The organism is Bradyrhizobium sp. CCBAU 45394 (assembly GCF_028128655.1).
Classification (GTDB): Bacteria; Pseudomonadota; Alphaproteobacteria; order Rhizobiales; family Xanthobacteraceae; genus Bradyrhizobium; species Bradyrhizobium diazoefficiens.
Map to the genome: position 1 here is coordinate 68,149 of NZ_LBIX01000173.1, position 14,442 is coordinate 82,590.

Annotated in this window: 11 protein-coding genes; 5 read left to right on the forward strand and 6 right to left on the reverse strand. The window is 65.0% G+C overall.

Translation table 11 applies throughout. From position 1 onward, the window contains the following. Positions 1–245 precede the first annotated feature (245 nt). A complete protein-coding gene (locus WN73_RS31720) occupies positions 246–2,177 on the forward strand; it encodes a carbohydrate porin (RefSeq protein WP_231166758.1) in 1,932 nt (643 codons plus the stop codon). 202 nt (positions 2,178–2,379) lie between these two features. Here the strand turns inward: WN73_RS31720 and WN73_RS31725 are convergent, their stop codons facing one another. Further along, positions 2,380–4,455 carry a methyl-accepting chemotaxis protein gene (locus WN73_RS31725; RefSeq protein ID WP_011082928.1) on the reverse strand — a complete coding sequence of 692 codons (2,076 nt, stop codon included), beginning with the start codon at positions 4,453–4,455 and terminating at the stop codon, positions 2,380–2,382. Between the two features lie 243 nt (positions 4,456–4,698). On the opposite strand from WN73_RS31725, the gene WN73_RS31730 reads away from it, so the two are divergent. Beyond that, positions 4,699–5,997 (forward strand): hemolysin family protein, encoded by a 1,299-nt coding sequence (locus WN73_RS31730; RefSeq protein WP_028175109.1) that lies wholly within the window; start codon positions 4,699–4,701, stop codon positions 5,995–5,997. A 248-nt stretch (positions 5,998–6,245) separates the two neighbouring features. Here WN73_RS31730 and WN73_RS31735 read toward each other — a convergent pair whose 3' ends face one another. The 3 genes from WN73_RS31735 to WN73_RS31745 form a co-directional block, all read right to left on the reverse strand. Continuing rightward, positions 6,246–6,485, reverse strand: a complete 240-nt coding sequence (locus WN73_RS31735; RefSeq protein WP_011082930.1) for a PilZ domain-containing protein — start codon at positions 6,483–6,485, stop codon at positions 6,246–6,248. A 102-nt stretch (positions 6,486–6,587) separates the two neighbouring features. After that, the gene (locus WN73_RS31740) at positions 6,588–8,213 is read right to left on the reverse strand and encodes an FMN-binding glutamate synthase family protein (RefSeq protein ID WP_011082931.1); all 1,626 of its coding nucleotides are present in this window, start codon (positions 8,211–8,213) and stop codon (positions 6,588–6,590) included. 401 nt (positions 8,214–8,614) lie between these two features. Continuing rightward, the gene (locus WN73_RS31745; protein WP_028175111.1) at positions 8,615–9,388 is read right to left on the reverse strand and encodes a ferredoxin--NADP reductase; all 774 of its coding nucleotides are present in this window, start codon (positions 9,386–9,388) and stop codon (positions 8,615–8,617) included. Here WN73_RS31745 and WN73_RS31750 point away from each other — a divergent pair. Both WN73_RS31750 and WN73_RS31755 read left to right on the forward strand, forming a co-directional pair. After that, complete coding sequence (locus tag WN73_RS31750; protein ID WP_156149860.1) at positions 9,387–9,539, forward strand: hypothetical protein; 153 nt, start codon at positions 9,387–9,389, stop codon at positions 9,537–9,539. The genes WN73_RS31745 and WN73_RS31750 overlap by 2 nt on opposite strands. 223 nt (positions 9,540–9,762) lie before the next feature. Then, the gene (locus WN73_RS31755; protein ID WP_028175112.1) at positions 9,763–10,689 is read left to right on the forward strand and encodes an ATP-grasp domain-containing protein; all 927 of its coding nucleotides are present in this window, start codon (positions 9,763–9,765) and stop codon (positions 10,687–10,689) included. A 201-nt stretch (positions 10,690–10,890) separates the two neighbouring features. Here the strand turns inward: WN73_RS31755 and WN73_RS31760 are convergent, their stop codons facing one another. After that, complete coding sequence (locus WN73_RS31760; protein ID WP_028175113.1) at positions 10,891–11,817, reverse strand: amino acid ABC transporter substrate-binding protein; 927 nt, start codon at positions 11,815–11,817, stop codon at positions 10,891–10,893. 9 nt (positions 11,818–11,826) lie between these two features. After that, complete coding sequence (locus tag WN73_RS31765) at positions 11,827–13,125, reverse strand: dicarboxylate/amino acid:cation symporter (protein WP_011082935.1); 1,299 nt, start codon at positions 13,123–13,125, stop codon at positions 11,827–11,829. Positions 13,126–13,335: 210 nt separating this feature from the next. On the opposite strand from WN73_RS31765, the gene WN73_RS31770 reads away from it, so the two are divergent. Continuing rightward, positions 13,336–14,337 carry an NADP-dependent oxidoreductase gene (locus WN73_RS31770; RefSeq protein WP_271556204.1) on the forward strand — a complete coding sequence of 334 codons (1,002 nt, stop codon included), beginning with the start codon at positions 13,336–13,338 and terminating at the stop codon, positions 14,335–14,337. Positions 14,338–14,442: the final 105 nt, after the last annotated feature.

Here is a 14,442-nt window from a genome sequence, read left to right on the forward strand (position 1 = left end):
ATTGCGAATTAATCGCAATAAGGTTTGCAGCAGACACGGGGACTTGGGAAGAAATCGCGTCGGATCGAGATCATCTCGGCCGATCGTGCGAACAACCAGAACCTGGTGACAGGATCGCCGCGAATCGGCAGGGATGTCGGCTGCGGCGGATGGGACACATTCGCGTTTTGGGGGCGTGCGTTTTGACGTTGAGAGGTCACCGTTACAGGTATTTGCGGACGGCCGCGGCAATCGCCTCGGGCGTGATGGTTTTGCCCGCCGCGAGCCGCGCGGCCGATCTGCCGCTGAAGGCACCGGCGCTGAAGACCGTCTATGACTGGACCGGCCTCTACATCGGCGCGCATGTCGGCGTCACCCGCGGCACGTCGTCGGCGACACTGATCGATCCGACGCTCGCGACCGACGACCATGTGTTTACCGGCGCGACCGGCGGCGTGCAGGCGGGCTATAACTGGCGCCTCAATTCGGGGCTCCTGCTCGGCGTCGAAGGCGACATCTCGTTTCCGAACTATCTGCCGTCCAACCACGTCGTGTCGTCGGCAGCGACCGTGCTGTCGAGCGCGGAGGAGCGCTGGGACTATGTCGCGAGCCTGCGCGCACGGCTCGGCTACACCAGCGGCAACTGGCTGTTCTACGCGACCGGCGGCGCTGCCTTCACCGGCGAGCGTTTCCTGTCGACGCCGACCGGCGGCACTGAGGAGAAGGTGTTGCACACGCGGTTCGGCTGGACCGCCGGCGGCGGCGTCGAATATGCCTTCGCGCCGCACTGGAGCGCGCGGCTCGAATATCTCTACAGCAAGTTCGACAACGCCAACGTCACCTTCCCGTCCGGCGCGCAATATTCGTCGTCGATGGATTTCCAGAGCCTGCGCATCGGCCTCAATCGCAAGATCGACTGGCCGGGCGTGCCGACCTACAACCCGAAGTCCGACGTCACCGACACCGAGTCCAGCCGCTGGGAGATTCACGGCCAGTCGACCGTGCTGGGGCAGGGCTACCCCGCGTTCCACGCGCCCTATACCGGAACGAACAGCCTGCTCCCGTCGCCGGATTTCCAGCAGACCTGGAGCAATTCGCTCTATCTGAATGCGCGGCTGTGGGACGGCGGCGAGGTCTATTTCAATCCCGAGCTGCTGCAGGGCTTCGGCTTCAACAACACGACGGGCGCTGCGGGCTTTCCCAACGGCGAAGCGCAGAAGTCCGGCTTCCCCTATCCGCACTTCAACGCCTCTCGCCTGTTCGTGCGCCAGACCTTCGGCTTCGGCGGCGAGCAGGAGGAGCTTGCCAGCGGGCAGCTTCAGCTCGCGAGCAAGGTTGACGTCTCGCGCCTCACCTTGCAGGTCGGCAAGTTTTCCGTGGTCGACGTTTTCGACGGCAATTCCTATGCGCATGACCCGCGCAAGGACTTCATGAACTGGTCGATCTGGGCGTCCGGCGCTTTCGACTACGCCGCCGACAAGCTCGGCCTCGGCTACGGCGCGACCGCCGAATTGAACCAGAAGCAATGGGCGCTGCGCGCCGGCTACTTCCTGATCGATGCCGTCTCCAACTCGAACAATTTCGACATGAACGTCGGCCGTCGCGGCGAATATGTCATGGAGCTCGAGACGCGCTACTCGCTGTTCGGCCTGCCCGGCAAGCTGCGCACGCTCGGATTCGTCAACAGCGCCTTCTCCGGCAGCTATCGCGAGACGCTGGACAATCCCGCGTTCGGCGTCGACATCAGCCAGACCCGCCGCGGCCGCCTCAAATACGGCTACGCGTTCAACGTCGAACAGGCCATCACCGACGACATCGGCGTGTTCGGCCGCTGGAGCTGGAACGACGGCCGCAACGAGATCATGGCCTTCACCGACATCGACCGCAGCCTGTCCGGCGGCGTCTCGGTGAAGGGAACGAAATGGGGCCGGCCCGACGACGTCGTCGCCATCGCCGGCGCCGTCAACGGCCTCTCGCAGGATCATCGCGACTTCATCGCCGCCGGCGGTCTCGGTCCGCTGATCGGCGACGGCCAACTCAACTACCGCCACGAACGCGTGCTGGAGACCTATTACGCCTACGCGCTGAACAAGGCGCTGACCTTCACCGCCGACTATCAGCTCATCGTCAATCCCGCCTACAACGCGGATCGTGGCCCGGTGTCGGTGTTCTCCGGCCGGCTCCACGGCGAGTTCTGAGCGCGCGCGCTTCATCCTTCGAGACGCCCGCTTCGCGGGCTCCTCAGGATGAGGCTAAGCATTGGTGCCCGTCGAAACTGCGGCCGCGCACTCCGTCCTCATCCTGAGGAGCCCGCCAGAGCGGGCGTCTCGAAGGATGGGCCGAAGGGACGTCGCTCTGCAAATACGATTGCGACCCCAGCGGGGAGAGGAGTTCGATTTTCTACGCGGCCCGGATCGCGTCCAGGAACTTTCCGACCTCGACCTTGAGGCGGCTGCTCTCGCCCGACAGCGATCTGGCTGCCGCGAGCACATTCGAGGAGGCCGATCCGGTCTGGCTCGCGCCGCGCTGCACGTCGACGATGCTGGCGGAGACCTGCTGGGTGCCGCGGGCCGCCTGTTGCACGTTGCGGGAAATCTCCCGCGTCGCCGCGCCCTGCTCCTCGACCGCCGAGGCGATCGCGGACGCGATCTCGGACATGCGGGTGATGGTGTCGCCGATCGACTTGATGGCGCCGACAGAATCCTCCGTCGCCGTCTGGATTCCCGCAATCTGCTGGCTGATCTCGCCGGTGGCCTTGGCGGTCTGCTCGGCCAGCGCCTTGACCTCGGAGGCGACGACGGCAAAGCCGCGGCCGGCCTCGCCGGCGCGGGCCGCCTCGATGGTGGCGTTCAGCGCCAGGAGATTGGTCTGGCCCGCGATCTGGCTGATGAGCTCGACGACGTCCCCGATCCGGCCGGCGGCCTTGGCCAGCTCGCCGACGTGATCGTTGGTCCGCCCGGCCTGCTGCACCGCTTCGCCGGCGACGCGCGCGGAGTCCTGGACCTGCCGGCTGATCTCGTCGACCGACGAGGCCATTTCCTCCGCCGCCGCGGCAACGGTCTGCACGTTGGTGGAAGCCTGCTCGGACGCGGCCGCGACGGTCGCAGTGACCTTTTCCGATTGATCGGCCGTGCTCGTCAGCGTTCCCGCCGAGGCCTCCAGCTCCGAGGATGCCGACGCCACGGTGTTGATGACGTCGCCGATCATCGCTTCGAAGTCGCGCGCGATCTGGTCCATCCGCTGGCTGCGACGGAGCTTCGCCTCGGCTTCGACCGCGGCCGCCTCGTCGGCGGCCTTCTTGGCCGCGAGCGAATCCTTGAAGTGCCGCAGCGAGCCCGCCACCTGGCCGATCTCGTCGTTGCGGCCCGTCGCGGGGATCTCGACCTCATGCTGTCCGGCGGCGAGCGTGCCGATCACGTCCGCGAGCCGGCTAAGCGGCGTTACCACGCGGCTGCGCAGCATCATGGTCACGCCACCGAGCGTCCCGAGCAGCGCCAGCACCGCCACGCCCGCAAGCGCGAGCATCGCCAGCGCACCATCGCGCGCGGCCGCGGCGCGCTCGGCCGCTTCGGCCAGCGCGGCGTCGCGCACGCCGTAGAACATCTGGATGGCCGGCACGATGACACCGGCCAACTCTTCGGCGTTGACGCCGTATTTGCCGTCGCTACGCGCCGCCGGCATTTCCTTATCCACGACGAGCGCGGCTTTGCCGAAATAGGAGTCCGTCGCCGCCTTCAGCGCGGTGGCGATGCGGGGCGGGCTTCCGAGCTGGTCAATGCCGGCCTCGATGCGCTCTCGGTCGGCCTCGACACGCCCCTGCATGCGATCCATCAGCGAGAACTCGGCCGCGGTGAGCGGCCGGCGTACGCTCAGCGCCGGCGACAGCGTGGCGGCGCGGCTGCCGGCCGAGACGCGCAGATCCTGCGCCGTCCGTGCCAGGCTCAGCAGCGCCGCAAGCGAGGAATCGGCATTGACGACCTTCGCCTCGAGCCGGTTCATGACCGGCTCGATATTGCCGAGCACCTCGGCAACACCGGGCAGGAAACCCTTGATCGCGGCGCTGTCGCGCGCCGCCAGCGGAACACTCATCGCGCGATCTGCCGCAGCGTTGATCTCCTTCAGCCGCCGCGCGGCACGGTCGAGATGCTCGGCAATCGCTCCGCCGTCATCCAGCACCATGATGGCCCGCCTTGCGCTCTCGAAGGCGGTCTCGGCGGCTTTCGCGGCCTTCGCGGCAGCGTCGATCTGGGCCTGCGTCGCAGCGGCCTCCTGGAAGATCGGTCCAATGTAGGGGGCACGGAGACCGGCGACCTGCTGGCTGACCATCAGGGTCGCACCAAAAGCGTCAACCGTCTTGATCGCATCGGAGCGGTTCGTGAAGATGCGCGCCTGGGGTATCAGCACCTCGGCGCCGAGGATGACTGCAAAAACCGTCACCGTCAGCATCGACAGCGCGAAGAGCTTCCCGATCCGCATCCTTGGGTCCCCGAATACATTGCTACAAATGTCGAAAACCTAGCTGGCGGCCACTAAGGGCCCGTTAAGCAACGGCCCGTAGTTCAGCGGAGTGCCTTGGGCCGCGCGGGTCGCCGGAACGCTGTCATCGCCGGGTTCCCCGTGGTGCCAGATGCGACAGAATTGCCGGCATTCTCCTCGCAAAACACCTATATCAATGCTTGCGCCGCCATCCGGCCGCACTCGCATACCTCCGGAACATCAATGCTCTCGGTCGAACTCGTCATCGTCGTCGTCCTGATCGTCATCAACGGCCTGCTCTCCATGTCCGAGCTGGCCGTGGTCTCGTCCCGTCCGGCCCGCCTCTCGCTGCTCGCCGCCAAGGGCGTGCGCGGCGCCGACCGCGCGCTGACGCTGGCGGCCGATCCCGGCAAATTCCTCTCGACGGTGCAGATCGGCATCACGCTGGTCGGCGTGCTCTCGGGTGCGTTCTCCGGCGCGACGCTCGGGCAACGGCTGGCGCAATGGCTGGTCGAGCTCGGCCTGTCCGCCGGCATCGCCGACATCGTCGGCGTCGGCATCGTCGTCACGCTCATCACCTACGCCACACTGATCGTCGGCGAGCTGGTGCCGAAGCAGGTGGCGCTGCGCGACCCCGAGAGCATCGCGGTCAAGGTCGCGCCCGCGATGCATGTTCTGGCGCGGATCTCGCTGCCGCTCGTCTTCCTGCTCGATCTCTCCGGCAAGCTGATCCTCACGCTGCTCGGCCGCGGCGGCAAGGCCGAGGAGAAGGTCTCGGAAGACGAGATCCATCATCTCGTCAGCGAAGCCGAAAATGCCGGCGTGCTCGAGCCCGGCGAGAAGGAGATGATCGCCGGCGTGATGCGGCTCGGCGACCGGCCGGTCGGCGCCGTCATGACGCCGCGCACGGAGGTCGACGAGATCGACCTGAACGACGCACCGGAAGCCATTCAGCAGATCATCGCCAAGAGCCCGCATTCGCGCTTTCCGGCCTCGGACGGCGAACGCGACAAGCCGATCGGCGTGCTCCAGGCCAAGGACCTGCTGGTCGCGTTCATGAGCGAACGCACGCCCGATCTGCGGGCGCTTGTTCGCGAAGCGCCAAGCATTCCCGCCTCGGCGGATGCCCGCGACGTGCTCGCGATCCTGAGGGCCGCTCCGGTCCATGTCGGTTTCGTCTATGACGAGTACGGCGCCTTCGAAGGCGTGGTCACCGCGGCCGACATTCTGGAATCGATCGTCGGCGCGTTCCATTCCGAGGAAGGCCCGCCGGAGCCGGCCTATGTCAAGCGCGCAGACGATTCGCTGCTGGTCGCCGGCTGGATGCCGGTCGACGAATTCTGCGAGCTGCTCGGCATCGAGCTGCCGCCGCACCACCGCTTCTACACCGTGGCGGGCCTCGTGCTGCAACACTTCAACGTGCTGCCCAATGTCGGCGACGCCTTCGACCTCGGCGGCTGGCACATCGAGGTGGTCGATCTCGACGGAAGAAGGATCGACAAGATTCTGGCGAGCCGTCGGGGTGAGCAGGCGGCGGCGTGAGTGCGCGCTTGCGTGAAGTGACGCATGCTGTCGCGCCAATCTCCACTCGTCGTCCCGGACAAGCGCGCCTCAAGCGCGCGCCGATCCGGGACCCATACTCCCAGGAAGCCGTTTGGCGAAGACTGGGTGTTCGGTACTACCACCAACCGCAATCGATCGATCACGCGGTATGGGTCCCGGATCTGCGCTAACGCTTGTCCGGGACGACAGCTGAGATTGTGGTTCGCGCTCATGCCAGATGCAGGCGCCTACCCGAACCTCACACCGATCCGCTTTTCCTTGCGCCAGACCACGGTGCACGCCAGATGCTTTCCGTCGGCCTGGATGAGCAGGGTGAAGTGTTCGGGAATGCCGACCGGGCTGGTAACGTCGAGGGCTGCGCCGGTGTCCGAGAAATTGCGGACGGTGCAGTCGATCGCGCCGCCACCGAACTCGATCGTTCCGGCCTTCAGCACGCGATGCCTGGCTTTGTTGCGTCGCTCGTCCATGGGATGAACTATACCCAAAGTTGAATCAGACGTTAAGCCCCCGCTCTACTCGCGACAATTTCATGGCCTCGCGCGGGCCGCATCATGCCGTGGCTCGGCGCCTCACAGCGCCGGCTGGAACGTCTCCGCCCGCGCCATCCGCCAGGCGTCGCGGAAGCGCGGGTCCTCCGTGCCTTCGAGCAATTCTCCCGGACGCAGCGCCGGATAGAGCTGCGCGAAAGATTGCACCTGGGTCGTCGACCTCCGTTGGCTGAAGTGGATCGGGCGCAGCTGCTGGGGATGTTCGAGGCCGGCCGCGGCGATCAGCTCGGTCAGCGAATGCAGCGTGGCATGGTGGTAATTGTGCACGCGGTCGATCTTGAGCGGCACGTAGAGCGCGCGCGCCCGCGTCGGGTCCTGCGTCGCGACACCGGTCGGGCAGCGGTCGGTGTGGCAGCTCAGCGACTGGATGCAGCCGAGCGAGAACATGAAGCCGCGCGCCGAATTGCACCAGTCGGCGCCGATCGCCATCGCCCGCGCCATGTCGAACGCGGTGGCGATCTTACCGGAGGCGCCGAGCTTGATGCGGTCGCGCGCATTGATGCCGATCAGCGCGTTGTGCACGAAATTGACGCCCTCGCGCATCGGCATGCCGAGATGGTCCATGAACTCGAGCGGCGCCGCACCGGTGCCGCCTTCGTTGCCGTCGACGACGATGAAATCGGGATAGATGCCGGTCTCCAGCATCGCCTTGCAGATCGCCAGGAATTCCCAGGGATGACCGATGCACAGCTTGAAGCCGGCCGGCTTGCCACCGGAGAGGCGGCGCATCTCAGCGATGAACTGCATCATGCCAACGGGCGTCGAGAAGGCGCGGTGCGAGGCCGGCGAGATGCAGTCCTCGCCCATGGACACGCCGCGGATCTTGGAAATCTCCTCCGAGACCTTCGCCGCCGGCAGCACGCCGCCATGGCCGGGCTTGGCACCCTGGCTGATCTTGAGCTCGACCATCTTGATCTGGTCCTGGCCGGCGACGCGCGCGAACGCTTCGGGATCGAACGAGCCGTCGAGATGGCGGCAGCCGAAATAGCCGGAGCCAATCTCCCAGATGATGTCGCCGCCCATCTCTGCGTGATAGGGGCTGAAGCCGCCCTCGCCGGTGTCATGGGCAAAGCCGCCCTTCTTCGCGCCGGCATTGAGCGCACGCACCGCGTTCGGGCTGAGCGCGCCAAAGCTCATCGCCGAGATGTTGAACACCGAGGCCGAGTAGGGCTTCTTGCAGTCCGGTCCGCCGACGACGACGCGAAACTTCTCCTCGGCATGCGCCTTCGGCGACACCGAGTGATGCATCCACTCATAGCCCTCGCGGTAGACGTCCTCCTGGGTGCCGAACGGACGCTTGTCGAGCTGCATCTTGGCGCGCTGATAGACCACCGCGCGGGTGTCGCGCGAGAACGGCATGCCGTCCTTCTCGCTCTCGAAGAAATACTGCCGCATCTCGGGGCGTATCTCTTCGAGCAGGAAGCGGATATGCGCCGAGATCGGGTAGTTGCGCAGCACCGCATGGCTCTTCTGGAGCAGGTCGCGGACGCCGAGCAGCGTCAGGGCGCCGAAGATCAGGATCGGGATCAGCAGGATGTCGAAGATCTTGCGGTCGGCGATGCCGAAGCCGATCAGGAGCGCGGTGACGACCGCGCAGATCGTCAGCACTATGAAGCGCGGCGAGAATGGCATCAGCAGGGTTTCCATGGCCCCCTCTTCCAACGGCCCACGCTTCGATTTTGGCGCTTTGCTATTTTCGTCGGCCACGATTCCCATCCTCTCGCCAGCTTGAGGCGGTACGATACGCCCGCGCCTGTCATACGGATATGACGCGGCCCTTGTTTCAGGCTAGCGAATTCCGCCGCCGCAGATCAATCCGCCGAGAGGTTATGCTTTTGCAGTGCAGCAGAGGGAGTGGGGATGGGAATAGTGGGGCGGCCGGGCAAGGTGCTTTACCCACCGCCGTCGTCCTGGCGAAAGCCAGGACCCATTACCCCTAAACGGGGTTGCGCGAAGACTGACAACGACCAGCCTTCGCCAAACTTGACTCGGTGGGTATGGGTCCTGGCTTTCGCCAGGACGACACCGAGAGGATAAACGAGCGGTGCTTACCGCTCGACGAACGCCTTCTCGATCACGAAATGGCCGGGCTTGTTGCCGCTTCCCTCGATGAAGTCGCGGCCTTCGAACATCACCTTCAGCTCTTCCAGCATCGCCGGGCTGCCGCACATCATGATGCGGTCGGTTGCGATGTCGAGCGGGCCCTGTCCGATGTCGTTGAAGATCTGCTCGGAGCTGATGAGGTCGGTGATGCGGCCCCGATTGCGGAACGGCTCGCGGGTCACGGTCGGATAATAGACCAGCTTGTCCGCGAGCAGCTCCCCGAACAGCTCGTCCTCGCGCAGATTGGCGACGAGCTTCTCGCCGTAAGCGAGCTCGGAGACCTGGCGGCAGCCATGCACCAGCACGATGGTCTCGAACTGCTCGTAGACGTCGGGGTCCTTGATCAGGCTCGCGAACGGCGCGAGGCCCGTGCCGGTCGAGAGCAGCATCAGCCGCTTGCCCGGGATGAGGTTGTCGGTGATCAGCGTGCCGGTCGCCTTGCGGCCGACCAGGATGGTATCGCCCTCCTTGATCTTCTGGAGGCGCGAGGTGAGCGGGCCGTCCTGAACCTTGATCGAGAAGAACTCGAGCTCTTCCTCGTGGTTGGCGCTGGCCATGCTGTAGGCGCGCAGCAGCGGACGGCCGTCGACCTCGAGGCCGATCATCGCGAACTGGCCGTTCTGGAAGCGGAAGCCGGTATCGCGCGTGGCGCGGAAGCTGAACAGCGTGTCGGTCCAGTGCTGGACGGAAAGAACTTTCTCTCGGTAAAACGCGCTCATGATTTTCGATATTCCGAATAATTGCGGTTTTAGGGCAAAAGCACTGCCCGGCCCTGAAAGCGGGGCGGACACCATTGCCATGGCGGAGGATTTCGCGTGTGTGATCTACGCCATTGAGACCAATAATCAACCTCGTTTCGGATGCAATTGATGCCGATCAAACCGGCACTTGCGGTGGAATTGGCCGCATCATTAATGAATCTGCTGCGTGGCGCGCACAGAGGGCAATTTCTTTTCCCTTTCGGGCTCGATGGCAGCACTTAATTTCCGTCGCGCTCGCGAGAATTTCATTAAGAATAGCTCTGATCTTCACCCCGGCTTGGCGCCGATGCCCGCATTTTTGCGGCTTTTGGCGACAGGAATGACTGAGACCCATGGCCAGCAGCGAACGCATCTTCGTCCAGGCGATCCGGCGCTATTGCGCCCGACATGGCATTGCCGTCGACATCCGCGCTGGTGGCTGGCTGATCGCGATGCGCCGGGGCGAGGCGCGCCACTTCGCCTTCGGCTACGACATCGGCCTCAACAGCGCCATCGCGCATCGCCTCGCCAACGACAAATCGGCGACCGCCGAGGCGCTGTCGCTTGAAGCCGTGCCCTGCATTCCTCATCATCTCTTCCTCAACCCGAGCATGGGCGCGCATGTCGCCGGCCCTGGTTGGCGTGAAGCGATGCTGGCGCTGCTTGCGCAGCACCCGCAAGGCGTGGTGGTGAAGCCGAACGAGGGCACGTCCGGACGCGCGGTGTTCAAGGTGACGAGCGCTGCCGAGCTCGATCGCGCCGTCTGCGAGGTTTTTTCGTCGGGCCTCGGCCTCGTGATCGCGCCTTATGTCGAGATCGAGGAGGAGGTCCGCGTGATCCTGCTCGATCGCAAGCCGATGATCGTCTACCGCAAGGACCGGCCGTCGGTCGTCGGCGACGGGGAGCATACGTTGCGCGAGCTCGCGATCGCGGCGGGACACGACGGGCAGCTCCGCGAGCTCGAAGCGCGCGAGGTGAATGCGGTCGTCCCGAACGGCAAGCGGCGCATCCTGAACTGGCGGCACAATCTCGACGCCGGCGCGCGGCCGGTGCTGATGGAGATTGGCGAGGTGCGCGCGGCATGCGTGAAGCTCGCCGTCGACGCCGCCAACGCCATCGGCATCGCCTTCGCCTCGATCGACGTGGTGCGCGTGGATGGCGCCTGGCGCGTGCTCGAGATCAATTCCGGCGTGATGATGGAGGCGCTGGCGAAGCTCCATCCGGAGCTGGTGCAGGCGACGTATGACGCGGCGCTGGACCGGGTGTTTGGGAAGAGATAGCAGCCGCGAGCTCGCTGCGCCCTCTCCCCTTGTGGGAGAGGGTGGCTCACCGCGTAGCGGTGAGACGGGTGAGGGCTCTCTCTCCGCGCGTGAAACTCTTGCGTCTGAATTTGCGGAGACAACCCCTCATCCGGCGCTTCGCGCCACCTTCTCCCACAAGGGGAGAAGGGAAGGCAGCGAGCCTGCGGCACGGCGCGATCACTAATTATTCGCGCTCGCCGAATCGTCCATCGCCTTGAAGGCTTCCTCGAGTTGCAGCGAGATCGGCACGTTGAGCCGTTCGCCGGTCGGAAGCCTGGCAGTGAACCATTTGTTGTAGAGCGGGACGAGGTCGCGGTTGGAGCCGAGCTTGCGGAAGGTGCGCTCGACCACGGCCGACAATTGCGGCTCGCCTTTCCTGAACATGATGCCGTAGGGGTCGTAGGACAGATAGTCGCCGGTGACGCGGTACTTGTCCTGCGCCTTGTGGCGCGCGATCAGGCCGGAGAGCAGGATGTCGTCGGTCGCGAACGCATCCGCCTTGCCGTCCGCGAGCATCTGGAACGATTGCTCGTGATCGGCGCCGACGGCGATGGTCAGCCCCAGCGAGGATTTCTTGTCGGCCGCCTGGATCGCCTGCTCATTGGTGGTGCCCTTCGTCACCACGATGGTCTTGCCCTTCAGGTCGGCCAGCGACTGGACGCTGGACGTCTTCGGCACCATCAGCTTGGTACCGGCGACGAACATCAAGGGCGAGAACGCGACGCGCTTGGCGCGCTCGGCATTGGCCGTGGTCGAGCCGCACTCCAGGTCGATCTTGTTCTGGAGCACCGCGTCGATGCGGTCGTCCGAGGTGACCTTCACGTAGTCGATCTTGAGATTGGGATCGTCGACCTCGACGCCGATCTCCTCGACGATGGCCTCGCAGAGTTCGAGGCTGTAGCCGATCGGGCGGCCCGACTGGTCGAGGAAGGAGAACGGCGGCGAGCTCTCGCGATACCCGAGCCGCACGACATGCGCCTTCTTGATAGCCGACAGCGTCGGGCTGAGCCCTTCGCTCCCGGTCTGGGCGAGTGCTGTGGTCGCGAGCAACGATGCCGCGAGCCAGAGGCAGCCGCCGATCACTGACCTTGTCAGTGTCTGGCCCATGGTGTGCTCCTAACCATGGCCGGCCATGGCGGGCACTTCGCCCGGCACCATGTCATCAGGAACGGCGTCGCCCGGTCCCATCGCATGCTCGGGCCCAAGCTCGCCTTCCCACTTCGCGACGACCGAGGTCGCGAGCGTGTTGCCGATCACGTTGGTCGCGCTGCGGCCCATGTCGAGGAAGGTGTCGATGCCCATGATCATGAGCAGGCCGGCCTCGGGGATGTTGAACTGCGCCAGCGTCGAGGCGATCACGACGAGGGAGGCGCGCGGCACGCCGGCGACGCCCTTCGAGGTGATCATCAGCGTCGCCAGCATCGCGAGCTGCGTGCCGAGCGGCATGTCGATGTGGTAGCTCTGCGCGATGAAGATGCTCGCGAAGGTGCAGTACATCATCGTGCCGTCGAGGTTGAAGGAATAACCGAGCGGCAGCACGAAGCTCGAGATCCGCGACGAGGCGCCGAAGCGGTTGAGGCCCTCCAGCGTCTTCGGATAGGCCGCTTCCGAGCTCGCGGTCGAGAACGCGATCATCAGCGGCTCGCGGATCAGCTTCAGCAGGTGGCTGTAGCGCGGCCCGATCACGATGAAGCCCACGATCACCAGGATCGTCCACAGGAGCGCCAGCGAGAGATAGAAGCCGCCCATGAACACGACGAGCTTCCAGAGCACCAGCAGGCCGTTCTTGGCCACCGTCGCCGTGATGGCGGCCCACACCGCGAGCGGCGCGAACAGCATCACATAGCTCGTCACCTTGAGCATGATGTGGCCGATATCGTCGATCAGCGCCAGGATCGGCTTGGAGCGCTCCGGCATCGCGCCCATCGCCACCGAGAAGAACACGGCGAAGATCACGATCTGGAGGATCTCGTTCTGCGCCATCGCGTCCGCGATCGAGGTCGGGATCAGATGGGTCAGGAATTTCTCGATCGAGAAGGCCGAGACCGGCAGGCCGGTCGATTGGCCTGCCGCAGGCAGCGTGCCGGGGAAGTTGGCGCCGGGCTGAAGCAGATTGACCATGATCAGGCCGAGCATCAGCGAGACGAACGAGGCGCTGATGAACCACCCCATGGTCTTGGCGAAGATGCGGCCGAGCTTGGCGCCCGAGCCCATATGGGCGATGCCGCCGACCAGGGTCGCAAACACCAGCGGCGCGATGATCATCTTGATCAGGCGCAGGAACATCATGGCGATCAGGTTGATGGACGAGGCCCAGTCGGCGCGCGTATCGGGCAGGAAGTTGTAGATCGCCGAGCCCATGATGATGCCCAGCACCATCGCGCCCAAGATGTATTGCGTAAACCTGTTCGACATTGCTTACCCCCACGTACACCGGCGCTTCATGATGTCGCAGATATGGCGGCTGCGCAACTCGCTTGCCGGGTGGCCGCGTTGGCCGGATGTTCCCGTTGTGAAACGGCCCCCCGCGATCTAGCCTTCATGCAGCGCACAACGAATGCGCCTGCACGTTTTCTTTGCGGCAGCTGCATCAATAATCGTCAAACAAACGGAGAGGGAAACGCCATGAGCGGCAGCATCAATCGCCAGATTCTTCTGGTCGAAAAGCCCAGCGGCAAGCTCGGCCCTGAACATTTCAAGATGGTCGACGGCGCGATGCCGGAGCCGAAGGACGGCGAGGCTTTGCTGCGCGTGCGTTACATCTCGCTCGACGCCGCCAACCGCGCCTGGATGCATGGCGCGACCTATCGTTCAGCCGTCGAAGCGAACAGCGTGATGGCCGGCGGCGGCATCGCCGAGGTCGTCAGCTCGAAGGCGCCGGCGTTGGCTGCCGGCGACATCGTGTTCGGCGACACCGGCTGGCAGGAGTTTGCCGCGGTGCCGGCAAAGCATCTCACCAAGATGCCGAAGCTGGAACCGATGACGCATCTGCTCAGCGTGTTCGGCATCGCCGGCCTCACCGCCTATTTCGGCCTGCTGGAGGTCGGCAAGCCCAAAGAGGGCGAGACCGTCGTGGTCTCCGCGGCGGCCGGCTCGGTCGGCTCGATCGTCGGGCAGATCGCCAAGATCAAGGGATGTCGCGTCATCGGCATCGCCGGCGGCGCCGACAAGTGCAACTGGCTGACCTCCGAGCTCGGCTTCGATGCCGCCGTCGACTACAAGGACGGCGCGGTGTTCAAGGCCCTGCGCGCGTCCGCGCCAAAGGGCATCGACGTCTATTTCGACAATGTCGGCGGCGACATTCTGGAAGCCTGCCTGCCGCAGATGAACAATTACGGCCGCATCGCCTGCTGCGGCGCGATCTCGCAATATGACGGTGCGCCTGCCGCGCACGGTCCGCGCGGCGTACCCGGCCTGATCGTGGTGAAGCGGCTCGTCATGCAGGGCTTCATCGTGATGGACTACATGAAGGACAGCCAGCGCGCGCTCGCCGAGCTCCAGGGCTGGGTCAAATCCGGCAAGCTGAAGGTGCAGGAGGACATCATCGACGGATTGGAGAACACGCCGAAAGCGCTGATCGGATTGCTCGCGGGCGAGAACCGCGGCAAGCGCATGGTCAAGCTCTGACGACGTATTGCTTGAGCATGATCTCCGCGCAAACGCGTTCCGCGTCTGTCGCGAGGGAAAACCACTGCACACTTTGCGCTGACGCGGCCCTTCGGGTCCGGATCA